General features: G+C 68.0%; 16 protein-coding genes. 9 read left to right on the top strand and 7 right to left on the bottom strand.

Annotated features, from left to right (window positions below):
- The coding region (locus ACCD11_RS27500; protein ID WP_413316223.1) for an AMIN domain-containing protein at window positions 1–541 on the bottom strand (541 nt) is incomplete at its 3' end.
- A gap of 465 nt (window positions 542–1,006) precedes the next feature.
- Entirely contained in the window at window positions 1,007–1,150 is a 144-nt protein-coding gene (locus tag ACCD11_RS27495; protein WP_413316221.1) for a hypothetical protein, read from the bottom strand.
- A 33-nt stretch (window positions 1,151–1,183) separates the two neighbouring features.
- On the opposite strand from ACCD11_RS27495, the gene ACCD11_RS27490 reads away from it, so the two are divergent.
- Window positions 1,184–1,720, top strand: a complete 537-nt coding sequence (locus ACCD11_RS27490) for a methylated-DNA--[protein]-cysteine S-methyltransferase (RefSeq protein WP_413316220.1) — start codon at window positions 1,184–1,186, stop codon at window positions 1,718–1,720.
- A 17-nt stretch (window positions 1,721–1,737) separates the two neighbouring features.
- Here ACCD11_RS27490 and ACCD11_RS27485 read toward each other — a convergent pair whose 3' ends face one another.
- On the bottom strand, window positions 1,738–2,961 hold the full coding sequence (locus tag ACCD11_RS27485) for an MFS transporter (protein WP_413316219.1): 1,224 nt from the start codon (window positions 2,959–2,961) through the stop codon (window positions 1,738–1,740).
- Window positions 2,962–3,037: 76 nt separating this feature from the next.
- On the bottom strand, window positions 3,038–3,925 hold the full coding sequence (locus tag ACCD11_RS27480) for a LysR substrate-binding domain-containing protein (RefSeq protein ID WP_413316222.1): 888 nt from the start codon (window positions 3,923–3,925) through the stop codon (window positions 3,038–3,040).
- 78 nt (window positions 3,926–4,003) lie between these two features.
- Between ACCD11_RS27480 and ACCD11_RS27475 the strand changes: the two genes are divergently transcribed.
- The gene (locus ACCD11_RS27475; protein ID WP_413316218.1) at window positions 4,004–5,170 is read left to right on the top strand and encodes an MFS transporter; all 1,167 of its coding nucleotides are present in this window, start codon (window positions 4,004–4,006) and stop codon (window positions 5,168–5,170) included.
- Between the two features lie 116 nt (window positions 5,171–5,286).
- Here ACCD11_RS27475 and ACCD11_RS27470 read toward each other — a convergent pair whose 3' ends face one another.
- From ACCD11_RS27470 to ACCD11_RS27460, 3 genes are all read right to left on the bottom strand, one after another.
- Window positions 5,287–5,448, bottom strand: coding sequence for an HHHH-motif protein (locus ACCD11_RS27470; RefSeq protein ID WP_165403270.1), 162 nt, complete (start codon window positions 5,446–5,448; stop codon window positions 5,287–5,289).
- A gap of 154 nt (window positions 5,449–5,602) precedes the next feature.
- Window positions 5,603–6,901 carry an MFS transporter gene (locus ACCD11_RS27465; RefSeq protein ID WP_413316217.1) on the bottom strand — a complete coding sequence of 433 codons (1,299 nt, stop codon included), beginning with the start codon at window positions 6,899–6,901 and terminating at the stop codon, window positions 5,603–5,605.
- 74 nt (window positions 6,902–6,975) lie between these two features.
- On the bottom strand, window positions 6,976–8,838 hold the full coding sequence (locus ACCD11_RS27460; protein WP_413316216.1) for a M48 family metallopeptidase: 1,863 nt from the start codon (window positions 8,836–8,838) through the stop codon (window positions 6,976–6,978).
- 296 nt (window positions 8,839–9,134) lie between these two features.
- Between ACCD11_RS27460 and ACCD11_RS27455 the strand changes: the two genes are divergently transcribed.
- The 7 genes from ACCD11_RS27455 to ACCD11_RS27425 all read left to right on the top strand — a co-directional run bounded on the left by ACCD11_RS27455 (window position 9,135) and on the right by ACCD11_RS27425 (window position 16,472).
- Entirely contained in the window at window positions 9,135–9,995 is an 861-nt protein-coding gene (locus ACCD11_RS27455) for a CmcJ/NvfI family oxidoreductase (RefSeq protein WP_413316215.1), read from the top strand.
- Between the two features lie 129 nt (window positions 9,996–10,124).
- Window positions 10,125–11,339 (top strand): multidrug effflux MFS transporter, encoded by a 1,215-nt coding sequence (locus ACCD11_RS27450; protein ID WP_007827633.1) that lies wholly within the window; start codon window positions 10,125–10,127, stop codon window positions 11,337–11,339.
- Complete coding sequence (locus tag ACCD11_RS27445; protein ID WP_007827634.1) at window positions 11,339–12,787, top strand: MFS transporter; 1,449 nt, start codon at window positions 11,339–11,341, stop codon at window positions 12,785–12,787. The genes ACCD11_RS27450 and ACCD11_RS27445 overlap by 1 nt, the downstream gene beginning before the upstream one ends.
- 70 nt (window positions 12,788–12,857) lie before the next feature.
- Entirely contained in the window at window positions 12,858–13,499 is a 642-nt protein-coding gene (locus ACCD11_RS27440) for a paraquat-inducible protein A (protein WP_413316214.1), read from the top strand.
- Window positions 13,496–14,215, top strand: a complete 720-nt coding sequence (locus tag ACCD11_RS27435; RefSeq protein ID WP_413316213.1) for a paraquat-inducible protein A — start codon at window positions 13,496–13,498, stop codon at window positions 14,213–14,215. Before ACCD11_RS27440 ends, ACCD11_RS27435 begins: the two co-directional genes overlap by 4 nt.
- Window positions 14,212–15,855, top strand: a complete 1,644-nt coding sequence (locus ACCD11_RS27430; RefSeq protein WP_007827637.1) for an intermembrane transport protein PqiB — start codon at window positions 14,212–14,214, stop codon at window positions 15,853–15,855. Before ACCD11_RS27435 ends, ACCD11_RS27430 begins: the two co-directional genes overlap by 4 nt.
- Window positions 15,852–16,472, top strand: coding sequence for a membrane integrity-associated transporter subunit PqiC (locus ACCD11_RS27425; protein ID WP_413316212.1), 621 nt, complete (start codon window positions 15,852–15,854; stop codon window positions 16,470–16,472). The genes ACCD11_RS27430 and ACCD11_RS27425 overlap by 4 nt, the downstream gene beginning before the upstream one ends.
- Window positions 16,473–16,512 lie beyond the last annotated feature (40 nt).

Here is a 16,512-nt window from a genome sequence, read left to right as displayed (position 1 = left end):
CGTCGCGGCCCGTGACCACCGCCATGGTGCGGGCCACGGCCTCGATGTCGGCATTGGAGAAGTTCAGCGTGATCGGCCCGCCGCGAACAGGCGCCACTGCAGCGTCTGCCGATGCGGATGTCTCCGGCGACCGTGTCCCGGCAACGGTCTGCAGCGTGACCCGCAGCGAATTGCCTCGTATCTCTGCCTTGTACGGCGTCGGCTGCCTGAGATTCAATACCACCCGGCTGCGCTCGCCTGCCTGAACCACATTGATCGAGCGCAGGTTGGGTTGATTCACTTCGATGGCTGCGCGTCCGACATCGCTTGCGACGCCGGGGAAATCCAGTGCGATGCGCGCGGGGCTCTGGACTGAAAACCCGCTGGGCACGGCGGCGAGCGATTGCGCCAGATCGATCTGGATCACCTCGACGCCCTGTTGGATGGAGGCTGCGACCGCCTTGATCGCATTTTGCGCACAGGCGGCGCCGAACGCGCCGGCGGCAAGCAGGCTCAAGCACACGGCGCGAACGCTGCGCGCAATGACGATCGGCCTCCTCATGCGCCAGCGCCGAGACAACTTGCTGTTGTCCTGCAATCGAGAAGGGAAGGGGCGCATCGCGTGCGCAGAGTCTTCCACTTGTGCGTGGTTCGTTTCAGATCGAATGGCCGAGCACCATCACGGCATACGGTTCAACCGACAGCGTAAGCCTGCTCAGGCCGAGCGAGGTCGAACCCTTGGTCAGCGCGACGGACGGGGGATTCATCGTGGCACGCGGCAAGCGCACGGGAAAAGGGAGCAGCATGAGATACGCGTCAACGGCGGTTTAAATTTGGATGTCGATCACACGCCGCTGCGGCTTCGTCGACCCTCAAGAGTCGCGTTCGCATTCACTGCCCGTCCTCGCCCACAAAAGATGCGGATCTTCCGGCGACGAGGGCAAATGTGTCATTCGGTAACCTTGCGCGCCGATTTTCTGCCAAAACGTGTACTTTGCGCCAGCCATGAAAAATGGAATTCAGATACTCAGCTTTCAGGGTAATTGCCGAGGGCACAGAATGGCAGACCGCCCGTTTCGATGTCGATGACGCTCACTTTCTCCGCCCCCGTACAGCCCACGCTGCGGCTCGCGTTCGCGCTATCGATGGGCGCGGCGGTGTCGCTCGGCATCACTCGCATTGCATATGCGCTGCAGGAGACGTCATGACCGGGTTTGCCTTGTTCGAGACTTCCATCGGCATGTGCGCCTTGGCCTGGGGACCGCGCGGACTGGTCGGCGTGCAACTGCCTGCCGACAAGGGCGAGGCAGCCACGCGGGCGCGGATGAAGCAACGCTTCCCCGAACTGAGCGAAAGGCCGCCGAGCGAGGCGGCGCAACGCGCCATCACCGCCATCCAGGGCCTGCTGCAAGGCGTGCACGACGACCTGGGCCACATCGAACTCGACATGCGCGGCGTGTCTGAGTTTCACCAGCGCATCTACGCGATCGCACGGCGCATTCCACCTGGGCAGACGCGCACCTATGGCGAGATCGCCGAGGAGCTGGGCGACAAGGGCCTGTCGCGTGCCGTGGGCCAGGCCATGGGCCACAACCCGTTCGCGCCGGTGGTGCCTTGCCATCGGGTTCTGGCGGCGGGCAACAAGCCCGGCGGCTTCTCGGCCGGCGGCGGCGCGCTGACCAAGCTGCGCATGCTCGACATCGAGGATGCGCGGCCTAACGGGATGGCTTCGCTTTTTTAGCGGCGCTTCCCCGCAGCTCAGGTGACCGGCACCGGCAACCGATGCAGCCCCGCGATGCGCGACGCGAAGATGATCGCCGCCTGCAGCACGAACCCTGCAAGCGCCAGCAGCAGGCAGGCCGGCTCGCCCCAAGCGGCCCCGACCACGCCGCCCAGTGCTGCGCCGATGGGCCGCGCCCCCGCATTGATCGTGAGGAACACGGCCGACACCCGGCCCAGCATCGTCGCTGCCGTCACGCTCTGGCGCAGCGTGGTCGTGGTAATGACCCACACCATCGGACCCGCGCCGAACAGAAAGAACGAGAGCGCGGCCAGCGCGGCGGTCGGTACGACGAGCGTGGCCGCCATCGCCGCCGCTGCAACAACCGCGACCGCGGGCCCGACCTGGATGGCGCGGCCGAACGCCAGGCACGCCACTGCGCGCGGCGTCAGCAGCGCGCCGACGACCATGCCCGCGCCATACATCGCCAGCGTGAGGCCGACCGCCTGCGCGCCCAGGCCAAGCACCCGCACCGCATAGGGCACGTAGCCGGCCTGCAGCACGAACCACGAGATGTTGAAGACCGCGCCGGTCATCAGCATCGGGCGCAGCATCTCGTGCCGCCAGACGAAGCGCGCGCCGTCGCGCACCTCGAGCAGCGGATGCCGTCCGGAGGTGGGTGCGCGGGGCACCTCGCCCAATCGCAGCAGCAGGCCCACGGCCGCCACTGAAAGCACCGCAGCCAGAACGAACGCGGCAGACGCACCGGCCCACGCCACCAGTGAGCCCGCGAGCGCGGGGCCGGCGGTGAATGCTGCGCTGCGCGCCAGTTCGAGCCGTCCGTTGGCCACGGCCAGCGCCTCACGCGGCACGAGTGCCGGCACCAGCGCGGGCGCCGCGACGCTGAAGCCCACGGTGCCCACCGCGCCCAGGAAACCAAGCGCGGCCAGCCAGCCGATGCTGAGCTTCGACGCGAACACCATCGCCAGCAGCACGAGCAGCGACACCGCCCGCAGCCCCTCGGCCCAGACCATCAGCCGCCGCCGCGACATGCGGTCCGCGAGCAGGCCCATGGGCATCGAGACCAGCAGGAAGGGCAGTGTCTGCACCGCCGCGAGAAAGCCGATTTCGCCCGGCCCTGCGCCGAGCGCCAGCACGGCAACCAGTGGCACGGCCGCAAGGCTCAGTTGCTCGGCGGACTGCGCGGCAAGGTTGGACCAGGCCAGGTTCTGGAAGGAGGGGGGAAGGAATGTAGGGGGCATGCACTCATCTTGCGAGCAGCGAGCTCGTGGCGCCGGCCGTTTCCGGACGCACAAGCATCCGCCGCACGCCGATCGACTACGCGCCCTGGGCCTGCATCTCCACGAACCATTCGGCCACGTACGCCGCTTCCGGCGCGGCATCGGGCGCCAGGCCGTAGTAGTACCGCTCCAGCGGCATGCGCAGCGTGGGCAGCGGCGACTGCAGGCGGCCCGAGGCCAGGTCGTGCGCCACCAGCGATGTCGGCGCCAGCGCAATGCCAAGCCCATCGACCGCGGCCTGCAGCACGAAGTGCAGGTGGTCGAACTGCAGCCGGCCCGCCGGCCGCGCGCGCGGCGCGCCGACCTGCTTCCTCCAGTCGTCCCAGTCGTCCTCGCGGGTCCTGGCCGACAGCAGCACGTGTGAGGCGAGCGCGCGCAGGTCGTCCAGCGGATGGGCCTTGAACAGCGAGGGCGCACCGACCACCAGAACCTCGTCTTCGAGAAAGGGCTGCACCTCCATCGAGGACGGCCAGCCTTCCAGGCCGCGACGCACCGCGATGTCAAAACTGCCGACGGCCTGTTCGGGCATGACGGTGCTGGTGACGACTTGCGGCTCGATGTCGGGGTGGCGCTCGACGAAGGAGGGCAGGCGTGGAATGAGCCAGCGCACCGCGAAAGAAGGGCGCACGTTGATCCGCACCGCGCGGGCCGCCTCCCGCGACTGCAGCGCCCGCGCCGCCGCGCCGATCTGTGCAAGCGCTGGCTCCACCTCCGCGAAGAACTGCTGTCCCTCGGCAGTCAGCGCCACCTGCCGGATGCGGCGCTCGAACAGCGAGATGCCAAGGAACTCCTCCAGGCTCTTGATCTGCCGGCTCACCGCGCTGTGCGTGACGTGCAGCTCGAGCGCCGCACGCGTGAAGCTCAGGTGACGTGCCGCGGCGGTAAAGGCGCGCACGGCGTTGAGGGGAGGCTCTCGAAGCGGCATGCGTGCAATTTTCTCACGCATGACGGGCGTTAATGTCGTTTGTCGGCGGGGCAGGCGGCGGCGCACCATCAGCGCCCGATGTCTCGCACCCAACACGCTTCCAGCCCCACGTCCACCGACCTGAATTCCCGCCACGCGGCGATGGCGCTCGGCCTTTCACTGCCGGCCGACGTGGTGCTCTACCTGCTGCTGCCGATGTATGCCAGCCAGTTCGGCGTGACGCTTGCCGAGGCCGGCATGCTGCTCGCGGCCAACCGCCTGGTGCGCATCGCCGGCTATGGTTTCGTCGCGCGCTTCTACGCCCGCAACGGCGACCGGCTGACCTGCACCATTGCGGTGGTGGCGGCTGCCGTGTGCGGCTTGGGCTACGCCACGCTTTCGGGCTTCTGGGCGCTGCTGCCGCTGCGGCTGATGTGGGGCCTGTGCTTCGCGGCGCTGAACCTGTCGACGCAGGCGCTGGCCACGGCCGACCCGGTGGGTGCCGCACGGCGCAACGGGCGTTCGCGCGCCTTCATTGCGGTGGGGCCGGTGCTCGCGCTGCCGCTGGGCGCGTTGCTGGCGCACTGGACGGGGCCGCGCGCGATCTTCGGCATCCTCGCGGTGTTCTCGCTGCTTGCGTGGTGCGTCACGCGGCGGCTTCCGGCGGCGCCGCATCCCGTGACCAGGCCGGCGAAGCGCTTCAAGCTGCCCAACAGCCTGGACGGCTGGTCGTTCATGGAAGGGCTGACGCTCGACGGGCTCTTCATCGTCGGCCTCTCTTACCTGGGCAAGGACCTGCTGCCGGGCGGCGCCGTGATCGTGGCCGGCGTACTGATGGCGTTGCGCTACCTCGCGGAGATTCTGCTGAGCCCGGTGGGCGGGCGCATGGCAGAGCATTTCGGCGCCGAGCGCCTGCTTGTGAGCCTGTCGCTCGTCACCGCCATCGCGCTCGTGGGCTTCGGCCTCGGCTGGCTGTGGAGCTGCGCGGCGCTGATCGTGGTGCTGCGCGCCCTGCAGCTGCCGCTGCTGCCGCCCATCGTGGCCCGCCGCACGCCGGGGCCGGAGCGTTTGCAGGCGCTGGCGGCCCGCTCCGTGTGGCGCGACATCGGCGCCGGCACCGGGCCGCTGATCGCGGGCCTGCTGCTGCCGGTCGCGTCGCCGCCGTGGATCTATGGCGTGGCTGCCTCGCTGCTCGCGCTGATGGCGCTGGCCTGCGGCTGGAGTGCATCGCCACTTGAAGCCGACGCCGCGCGCACGGCCGGTTGACCGGCCACATGCCTCCTTCAGGAATCATCGCCATGACCACACTGCTACTCCATCGACGTTCGCCCAAGAAAAAGCCCGCATCAGCGGGCTTCCTGGAGCGGTCTGCACTGACAGAATCAACGCACCCAGTGACAAACACGGTGGTGATGACGTGCATCCCACTTGCACACCTTGTGCTTCTTGGGGTGGTACGGCGCTGCCGAGGCGATGCTCGGTGCCAGCATGGCGAGGCCGGCGAACGCGAGGATGCTGGAGAGGATGAGCTGCTTGGTCTTCATGGGGTTCTTTCTAAGCAAAGACATCGAAGAAATGCGTCGTTCAACGGGCGCTCTTGAAAAACGATCAGAGTTCACATTCGGATGACGTTTTGTACGAATCAAGCGTGAAAAATCGCACAGATCAATGGGGCCGAAATGTTGGGGCTAACCCGTATCAGGCCTGCCCGGGCAGCGCCGCCTGCTCCGTGCGCGCGTCGTGCCCGATGATCAGCACCAGCCCGAACGCCACCGCAGACAGCAGCGCCAGAAAGATCACCGCGTAGATGTCGTTGCCCATCCTGTCTTTCAGCGCGCCGAAGATCGTCGGGCCGATGTAGCCGCCCAGGTTGCCGATGGAGTTGATCCACGCAATGCCCGCCGCAGCCGCCGTACCGCTCAGGATGGCGGTGGGCAGGGTCCAGAAGGTGGGCAGTGCGCTGAAGATGCCGAAGGCGGCGAGCGTCACGACGGCCATCTTCGGAATGGGCGCGCTGGTCTGGGCGGCCAGCACCAGGCCGATGAAGATGCAGGCCAGCGGAATCAGCAGGAACCACTTGCGTTCCTTGCGCGCGTCGGAGGCACGCGTCCAGAACAGCATGGCGATGGCGCCGACCAGGTACGGGAAGGCGTTGATGAAGCCGATCTCCACGTTGCTCAGCCCGCCGAAGCCCTTGATGATCTGCGGCAGGAAGAAGCTCAGGCCGTACAGCGGCACGGTGATGCCCATGTAGACGAAGCCCAGCCCGATCACGCGCGGGTTCAGCAGCGACTGCTTCCACGAGATCGGGTTGATCGCCTCGCGGTTGCGGCGCTCCGTGTCGAGTGTCTGTTCCAGCCAGCTGTGCTCTTCCTTGGTGAGCCACTTGGCATCCTTCGGGCCGTCGGGCAGGTACATCAGCACGAAGAAGGTCAGGATCAGCGAAGGAAGCGCCTCCAGGATGAACAGCCACTGCCAGCCATGCATGCCGCCGATGCCGTCCATGTTCAGGATGTAGCCCGAGATCGGCGAGCCGATCACGGTCGAGATCGGAATGGCGAACATGAACCAGCCGACGATGCGCGCGCGGTACGCCGCCGGGAACCACAGCGTGATGTAGAAGATGACGCCCGGAAAGAAGCCGGCCTCCGCAATGCCCAGCAGGAATCGCACGATGTTGAAGCTGGTCGAGCCGCCCACCCATGCCTGGGCCGCCGAGAGGATGCCCCAGCTGAACATGATGCGGGCGATCCAGCGGCGCGCGCCGAAACGCTCCAGCGCCAGGTTGCTTGGCACCTCGAACAGGAAGTAGGCCAGGAAGAAGATGCCAGCCGCGCTGCCGAACACGGCGGCGGTGAAGCCCAGGTCCTTGGACATGGCCGCGCCTGCAAAGCCGAGGTTCACGCGATCGAGGTAGGCGATGAAGTAGCTGATCATCAGCAGCGGCAGGAGCCGCCAGCTGATCTTGGAGATGGCTCTTTGTTCGACGGTATTCACGGGTGTCTCCGGTGTTGGATGGTTTTATGGAGCTGGTCGGGGAAGGGGGAAGGGCGGGCATTGCCGCCGGGGTGTCAAGGCTGCTGTTCCTGCTGCTTTTGCTGCGCCCTCATGATCTGGTGCCGCTGCCAGTAGTGCCCGGTGGCGGCCTTGAAGTTTTCCTTCTGCTTGCCCAGGCCCGCGAGCTTCACCTTGGTGGTGCGCGCGCCCAGCATGCCCTTGTCGTGGTGGGTGACGATGAGCGTGTCGCCGAAGCTGCCGTCCTTGTAGGTCAGGCCCTTGACTTCGTCCCACGCGATCGTCGAGCCGCCGTCGGCACTGGGGTGCATGCCGGCATAGGTGATGTCGATGCGGTCGCCGTTCTTCAGCGCGAAGCCGACCGGTGGAAAGTGCCGCAGCACGATGGCACGCTCTTCCTCGGTGGCCGGCTCGTAGCGGTAGGTCAGGCTCAGCTCGTGGTTCTGCACGAAGCGCTGCTCGTAGTCGCTCCACAGGCGTTGCTCGATGGCGGGGGCGGTCTCGATGTCGTCGGCCCACGAGGCTTGCGGTGCGGTCGCGACGATGGCGCCGTAGGCGCTCTCGGGCACGTGGTGGCCGACGTTGCGCATGCGCTCCAGCAGCGGAGGGTGGCTGTCGTAGGGGTGCGGCACGTCGGCGGTCTTCATCGCCTCGATGAACGCTTCGGAGCTGGCGTAGGGCGGCAGGCCGTCCGCCACGAAGCGGGCGATGCCCAGTGCTCCGTCATGCTCGCGGTTCTGCGCGAACAGCTTGTGCTCGACGTCGTTGCGGTAGCTCGCATAGGCGGAGATCTTGATGAGCGACTGCACGATGGCCTGCGGCGCCGTGAGGCCGGCGGCCACGCGGTCGGCCTTGTATTCGCGCTCGCGGCTGTCTCGCGCCAGGGCGAACGCGAAGATCATGCGGTACAGCCGCAGCAGGTAGTGCGCCACGATGGTGAGGCCGCCGCTGCGCATCTTCCAGGTGTACTGGTCGAACTGCAGCAGCTTGGGGCCGAGCGCCGCGCTGCTGCGGGTGTCGCCGCCGCCCAGGTGCGCCAGCTCGTGCGCGAGCACCGCATCGGCCTCGGCCTGGTCGAGCACGCGCAGCAGCGGAAGGCTGACGAACAGCGTGCGGCCCTGCAGGGTGCGGCCCCTGACTTCGCACGGTGCCTCGGTCACGAAGAAGTTGGTGTCGATGCCGGCCACGATCTGGTCGGGCGGCGCGGTCTTCACGCGGCCTGCCAGTTGGCGGATGCGCTCCCACAGGCGCGGTGCGTCCGCCTGCGCGATCAGCTCGCCCTCGATCTCGTTGCCCCAGGGCAGCTTCTTGAACAGCGTGTAGATCGCGTAGAACACAGCGGCCCCGGCCATGATGCCCGCCAGCGCGATCAGCTTGACGTAGTAGCTTTGCCAGAAATAGGCCGTGAGCCAGAACGACAGCCACACCAGCATCGCGCTCTGCAGCACGACCTCAAGCGCGCTCGACACCGTCATCAGCCGCCAACCCGCGACGAAGCTGGCGTAGCGCAGCCCGCGGTTGGCGAAGGCCAGCGCGCCCAGCACCAGCGCCGCCGCGAGCAGCGCAGCACCAAGCACGATGGTCCAGGCAGCGGCGCGGTCGGCCCAGTGGAACTGCCATTGCATCGAGTAGGGGCTGCACACCTTGTCGTGGAAGTTCCTGTCTTCCGGCGCGGTGGCGTCGCAGGCCCTGGAAAGCGGATGGCTGCGATAGAAATCGGTGGCTTCGGCCTTGTCCTTGGACGAGAGCTGCGCATCGCCGGCGATGCGCTTCTCTATCGATTGCAGGAACGCCGCATCCTGCGAACGCAGCGCGTATTCGGTGAAGGCCAGCGTTGCCGCGGGAATGGCGAACAGTGACACGAGCGTGAGAACGAAAACGCGCAGGAGGTCTGCGTGGATCGTGCGGGCGAGGGCCATAAGGGTGATGCTCCTTCCTGGATAGCGGATGCTGTGAGTTGTTGTGGGGCGGTCCGGAAAGGCGATAGGGTAGCGGGTGCGGCGCGTGGAGTGAAGCCTGCTGCAGCGTCAAGCGGCGCGGGGCACCGACCAGCCGCCGAGCAAGGTTATGCCCTTTGCATTCTTCTGATTCGCGGGGTGCAGGTATAGCCTTGGCGATCATCCGTGGCCGCAAGCTTCGTCATCACTTCTTCTGTGCTTTCTTCCCATTTCAGGCTCGCGGCCATTCGAGCAATCGTTTCGAGGAGTCGCATCGCATGAGTGCTGGGTCAAACGGACAGATGCTGGCAGCCACGCTGCCTTCGGTAGTGGCGGAGCTCAACTACCTGAAGGCGGGCCAGGGCCGGCCCGTGAGCTACACCTTCGAGCCGCCGCCGGGCACGCCCTGGGTGGCTGGCGAACTGGAGCCGCGCCGCGTGACGATCCGCGATGGCCGCCCGCTGGTGGCGCTGAACGAACTGACGCTGGACCGCAGCGGCTTCACGCAGATTTCGCATCGCAGCGCGCTCGCCGATTTCTCGCGTGACGAAACGATCCGCGACATCTACTACCGCGAGTCCGAGGCCTTGCTGCGCGACCTCACCGGTGCCGAGAAGATCGTCGTGTTCGACCACACGCTGCGTGACAGCGCGCAAGGCTCGCGCCGCACGGCCGAACTGCGCGAGCCGGTGCGTCGCGTGCACAACGACCAGACTTTCGTTTCCGCGCCGCGCCGCGTGCGCGACCATCTGCCCCCCGAAGAGGCCGAGGAACGCCTGAAGCAGCGCTTCGCGATCATCAACCTGTGGCGCCCGCTGGCCACGGTCGAGCGCTTGCCGCTTGCGCTGTGCGATGCGCGCTCCATTTCACCGCAAGACATGGTGCCGAGCGACCTCGTCTATCCGGACAAGGTCGGCGAAATCTATTCCTTCACCTGGAACCCGAACCACCGGTGGTACTGGTTCCCGCGCCTGCGGCCCGACGAGGCGCTGCTGCTGAAGATCTACGACTCGCGCGAAGACGGCGTGGCGCGCTTCACCGCGCACACCGCGTTCGAAGACCCGACCGGTTCGCGCGAGGCGCCGCCTCGCCGCAGCATCGAACTGCGCGCGCTGGTGTTCTGGCCCGCCGGCAAGTAAGTCGAAACCGTTCATCCGGGCGAAGTCTTCGCAGCCTCGCGCCTGCGCGATTCTTTGGCCAGGATTAGCTCTGGCCAGAAGCAGACCCCACGCCTGCAGCGATTGCCGTGCTTGACGACAATCGGTTCAATGCGTTCTTCCCCCTTCTTCAAGATGGCCCTGCTGCTGGGCCTGCTCTCGGCCATCGGGCCATTCGCCATCGACATGTACCTGCCGGCGCTGCCCGCCATCGGACAGAGCCTGCGCGCCGACATCGGTGCGGTGCAGATGAGCCTCACGGCCTTCTTCCTGTCGCTCGGCGCGGGCCAGCTGCTGTACGGGCCGATCTCCGACATGGTGGGCCGCAAGCCGCCGCTGTATGCGGGGCTGCTGCTGTTCGCGCTCGCCAGCGTGGGCTGCGCGATGGCAACCGACATCCAGACGCTGATCGTGCTGCGCTTCGTCCAGGGCCTGGGCGCCGCGGCCGGCATGGCGATCCCGCGTGCGGTGGTGCGCGACCTGCACACGGGCACCGATGCCGCACGGCTCATGTCGCTGCTGATGCTGGTGTTCAGCGTGTCGCCAATCCTCGCGCCGCTCGCGGGGAGCGCGGTGATCGCGGTTGCGGGCTGGCGCGGCGTGTTCTGGGCCGTGACCGTCGCGGCCGTCGCGGGCCTCGCGATGATGGTCAAGCTGCTCGACGAAACGCGCCCCGCCTCGGAACGCGTCGAGAGCAGCCTCGGCAGCGCGCTGTCGGCCTACTGGCTGCTGCTGCGCGACGCGCACTACCTCGGGCTGGTGTTCATCGGCAGCTTCGCGATGGCGGGCTTCTTCACCTACCTCGCGAATTCATCGTTCGTGATGATCGACCACTACGGCCTGTCGCCCGCGCTCTACAGCGTGGCCTTCGGCGTGAACGCGGCGGCCTTCATCGGGGCCTCGCAATTCACCGGCTCCCTGGGCGAGCGCTACGGGCTGGTCAATCTCGTGAAGTTCGGCGTGGTGTGCTGCGGTGTTGCAATGCTCGCGATGTTCGCCTACTTCGCGATGGGCGGCGACAGCCTCTGGGTGCTCATCGTGCTGTACTTCATCGCCTCGGGCTTCATGGGACTGGTGATCCCGACCACCGGCGTGCTGGCGCTCGAGAAGCACGGCGCGATCGCAGGCACCGCCTCGGCGCTGCTCGGTACGCTGCAGATGCTGACGGGCGCACTGGCGATGGCGGTGGTGGGCTTTTTCACCGACGGCCGGCCGCTGCCGATGGTGGCCGGCATGGCCGGTGGCGCGCTCATCGCACTGGTGCTGACCTGGCTCACGCTGGGCGGCGTGGGCTCCGAACAGGCGCGCAGGGCGCAGCGGGCCTGATGAACACGGTACGCGCAGGCGCCGGGCTCCCGGTGGCCGAAGACCACGACGACGCAGCCCGCAAACCCTTGGACGGGCTGGCCCTGCCGGAGCGCGGCTGGGCAATGCTGGTCATCATCCTCGGGCTGATCGTGGCGGTGCTCGACGGCACCATCGTCAACCTCGCACTGCCGGGCATCGCGCGCGAGCTGCAGGCCAGCCCGTCCCAGGCGATCTGGGTGGTCAATGCGTACCAGATCGCGACGCTGGTGATGCTGCTGCCGCTGGCTTCGCTGGGCGACCTCGTGGGCTACCGGCGCGTGTACCTCGTGGGCATGGCGGTGTTCGCGCTGTCGTCGCTGGCCGCCACGTTTGCCAATTCGCTCGGCACGCTGATCGCCGCACGTGCCTTCCAGGGGCTGGGCGCCGCCGGCATCATGAGCGTGAACGCGGCGCTGGTGCGGCTGACGTATCCGTCGGCGCAGCTGGGCAAGGGCATGGCCATCAACTCGCTGGTGGTCGCGACGTCTTCCGTGGCCGGGCCTTCGGTGGCTGCGGCCATCCTGTCGGTGGCCTCGTGGCCGTGGCTCTTCGCCATCAACGTGCCGCTGGGCATCGTCACCTTCGCGCTGGGCATGCGGGCGCTGCCGTTCAACCGCGTGGCGCCGGCTGCGGGGCTGCGGTTCTCGCCGGTCGACGTGGCGCTCAACGTGCTGATGTTCTCGCTCGTGTTCCTCGGTGTGGACCGGCTCGGCGTGCGCGAGGGGGCGGTGCAGGGCGCTGGCGGTTCGCAGGCCTCGGCCTGGGGCATCCTGCTGGCCGGGGTGGTGGTCGGCTTCATCTACCTGCAGCGCCAGCGCAGGCAGGCGGTGCCGCTGTTCCCCATCGACCTGCTGCGCATTCCGGTGTTCGCGCTGTCGATGGGCACCTCGGTCGCCGCGTTCTGCGCTCAGATGCTGGCCTACATCGCGCTGCCATTCCTGCTGCTGGACGTGTACGGGCGCAGCCACATCGAGGCCGGGCTGCTGATCACGGCATGGCCGCTGGCCATCGTGGTGATGGCGCCCATCGCCGGGCGCCTGATCGGCCGCTACCCCGACGGACTGCTGGGCGGCATCGGGCTGGGCCTGCTGGCCAGCGGCCTGGCGCTGCTGGCGGCGCTGCCTGCGCACCCGGGCGATGCCGACATCGCCTGGCGCATGGCGCTGTGCGGGCTGGGCTTCGGACTGTTCCAGTCGCCCAACAACCACACCATCGTGACCTCTCCGCCCGCGCACCGCAGCGGCGCGGCCAGCGGCATGCTGGGCACGGCCCGGCTGACCGGGCAGACGCTGGGGGCGGTGGTGCTGGCGGGGGTCTTCAGTGTCTGGAGCCCGCACGGGGGGCATGGCCCGGTGGTGGCGCTGGTGCTGGCAGCCAGCTGTGCCGCGGTGGCGGCGGTTTTCAGCACCCTGCGCCTCAGGACGTAGGGCCGGGCGAGGGCGGTTAATTGGTTTCAATTCCAGGCCCCAGCGGCTGAATGAGTTAGGGTACTCACCTATGACGGAAGTACCTGACACCGTGGTCTGCCCGGGTTGCGATGCGGTCTACAGCCGCACGCCGCTGCAGCCGCGCGACGTGGCGCACTGTCCACGCTGCGGCACCGAGCTCGACCGGCACCCCGGCCGGCAGGAGCACCGCATTCTCCCGCTGACGGTGGCCTGCCTGATCATGTTCGCCATCGCGAACATGTTTCCCATCGTCGAGATCGAGCTTCAGGGCCTGCGCAGCCAGACCACGCTGGCCGGCGCGGTGGTGGCGCTGGGCGCCGAGGGCATGTCGGTGGTGGCGCTGCTGGTGCTGGCCACGACCATTCTTTTTCCCTTCCTGCAGCTGTGCATCCTCGCGTACCTGCTGGTTCCGCTGAGTCGCGAGCGCCGGCCCGGGGGCTTCGCGCTGCTGGTGCGGCTGATGCAGTCGCTGCGGCCCTGGGGAATGATCGAAGTGTTCCTGCTCGGCGTGCTGGTGGCCATCGTCAAGCTCTCCAGCATGGCGACCGTGGTGCCGGGCGCGGCGCTGTGGGCCTTCATGGCGCTCACGGTCATGCTGACGGTGGTGCTGTCGTTCAACCCCGGCGCGTTCTGGGAAATGACGTTTCGACCGAAGGGCGAGGCGCAGGATGAAGGAGCGCCGGCATCATGAAGCTGTTCGCCTTCCCGTGGCCGCGCGAACCCCGCGAGGCCGACGATGCTCACGACCTCCACGACGAGGACGCGCATGTCCCTACCGCCGCCTCGCTAGGCCTCACGGCCTGCCCACACTGCGCCGCCGTCTGGAAGGGGGCCCAAGAGGGCGAGGCCTGCGGCCGCTGCGGCACGCGCCTGCACACGCGCAAGCCGCAGAGCCTGAACCGTACCTGGGCCCTGCTGATCGCGGCGTGCATGATGTACATCCCGGCCAACCTGCTGCCGGTGATGATCACGCGCACGCTGTTCGGCACGCAGAACGACACCATCCTGAGCGGGGTGATCTATTTCTGGGTGTCGGGCGCCTACGGGCTGGCGGCCATCGTCTTCATCGCGAGTTTCCTGGTGCCGCTGTTCAAGCTGGCGGTGCTTTTCCTGCTCGTGGTGCTGGCGCAGCGCGGCAGTACCTGGCGCCGGCGCGAGCGGGCGAAGCTGTATCACATCATCGAGGTCATCGGCCGCTGGTCGATGCTCGACGTGTTCGTGGTGTCGCTGCTGACCGGGCTGGTGCAGATCCAGGGTTTCGCGGTCATCACCGCGGGCGTGGGCATCGCGGCCTTCGGGTCGGTGGTGGTGCTGACCATGCTGGCCTCGCTGAGCTTCGACCCGAAGCTCACGTGGGACAGCGAAGTGGCACAGGGACATGAAATCGGAGACGAGAAACCAGCATGAGTGAAGAAGACCAACCCCAGGACAAACCGACGCCCCCGCCCGCGCTGCCCAGGCCGCGCGTGGTGCGCCGGCGCGAATGGCTGCCCTCGCTGATCTGGCTGATTCCCATCGTGGCTGCGCTGGTCGGCATCACGCTGGTCGCACGCATCCTGCTAGAGCGCGGGCCCGAGGTGGTGCTGACCTTCAAGACGGCCGAGGGCCTGGAGGCCGGCAAGACCGCCGTGAAGTACAAGGACGTGCAGATCGGCCTCGTCACCCATCTGCGGCTGGCGCGCGACCGCTCGCACGTGCGCGTGCTGGTGCAGTTCAACAAGGACGCCAAGGGCTTCACCGCCGCGGACTCGCGCTTCTGGGTGGTGCGGCCCCGGCTCGACACCTCGGGCATCTCGGGGCTCAACACCTTGCTGTCGGGCGCTTACATCGGCGCCGACGCGGGCGTGTCGGAAGACACCGCGGGCGAGTTCACCGGGCTCGAAACCCCGCCCATCGTCACGCGCGACGACTCGGGCAAGCAGTTCCTGCTGCGCGCCAACGACGTGGGCTCGCTCGACGTGGGCTCGCCGGTGTACTTCAGGCGCATCAAGGTAGGGCAGGTGGCGGCCTACGAACTCGATGGCGATGGGCGCGGCGTGACCATGCGCGTCTTCGTGAACTCGCCCTACGACAAGTTCGTGGGCATGAACACGCGCTTCTGGCAGGCCAGCGGCATCGACGCGCAGCTCAGCGCCAGCGGCTTCACGCTGCGCACGCAGTCGCTGGCGACCATCCTGCTCGGCGGCATCGCCTTCCAGGCGCCCGACGACACGATGGGCCCGGTCGCGAAGGAGAATGCCGCCTTCGCGCTGGCGCAGGACGAAGCCGCCGCCATGAAGGAGCCCGACGGGCCTTCGCAACCGCTGCTGATGTACTTCAACCAGTCGCTGCGCGGCCTGACGCCGGGTGCGCCGGTGGATTTCCGCGGCGTGGTGATCGGCGAGGTCAAGTCGATCGGCGTCGAGTTCGACCGCGCCGAGCGCGAGTTCCGCATGCCGGTGCTGGTGCAGGTCTACCCCGACCGGCTGCGCCGCCGCGCCGGCGAGAGCGGCACCGAATCGCGCGCCACCCAGCAGGAGCGGCTGCGCTTCCTGGCCGAGAAGGGCCTGCGCGCCCAGCTGCGCAACGGCAACCTGCTGACGGGGCAGGTCTACGTGGCGCTCGACTTCTTCCCGAAGGCGCCGCCGGTCAAGATCGACCTGACGAAGAATCCGGTCGAGCTGCCCACCGTGGCCAACAGCCTCGACGAGATTCAGTCGCAGGTGCAGGAAATCGCGACCAAGCTCAACAAGGTGCCGTATGAGCAGATCGCGGGCGACCTGCGCACCACGCTCGCGGCGCTCAACAAGACGCTGACGACCACCGAGCAGACGGTGAACCGCATCAACAACGACGTCACGCCCGAGCTGGCCGCGGCCATGAAGGACGTGCGCAAGACCGTGAGCTCGGCCGAGCGCACGCTGGCCGACGACTCGCCGCTGCAGCAGGACATGCGCCAGACGCTGCAGGAGCTGACGCGCGCCGCGGGCTCGGTGCGCGTGCTGACCGACTACCTCGAACGCCATCCCGAGTCGCTGCTGCGCGGCAAACCGGACGACAGGAAATGAAGAAGAACCTAGCCTTCCTCGCGCTGGCGGCCCTGCTCGCGGGCTGCGCCAGCAAGCCCGACAGCTACTACACGCTGGCCAGCCCGGTGGCCGCCGCCGAGGCTGCGCCTTCGACGCTCGGCAGCGCCGCGCCGCTCTACATCGAGCTCGCGCCCGTGGCCGTGCCCGAGCGCTTCGCGCGGCCGCAGATGGTGGTGCGCCAGCCCAACGGCAGCGTGCAGGTCGAGGTGCTGGAGCAGCACCGCTGGGCCTCTTCGTTCGAGAACGAGCTGCGCGATGCACTGGCCAGCGGCATCGCCGGGCGCCTCGGCGCGCTGGACGTGACCAAGGGCGGCCGGCAGGGCTCGCAGCCGGTGTGGCGCATCGCGGTGCAGCTGCGGCAGTTCGACGCGGTCGATGGCGGGCGCGTCGATGCCAGCTTCGGCTGGACGCTGCGGCGCTCGGACGAGGCACGCACGGTGGTGTGCCAGCTGGACCTCGGCGAGGCCGTGGGCACCGGGATGGACGCGGTGGCGCAAGGGGCGCAGCGCGTGGCGTCGGCGGCGGCCGCAGCGATGGCGCGCAGCGTGAATGCGGCGCGCGCGAATCCGTCGGCCACTGCCTGCGCGACGACCTGACCTCGTCTTTCTCCCTCCCCCTCTGGGGGAGGGAGAAAGA

The organism is Variovorax sp. Varisp36 (assembly GCF_047304235.1).
Taxonomy (GTDB): Bacteria; Pseudomonadota; Gammaproteobacteria; order Burkholderiales; family Burkholderiaceae_C; genus Variovorax.
This window is presented reverse-complemented; position numbering and strand designations above follow the sequence as displayed.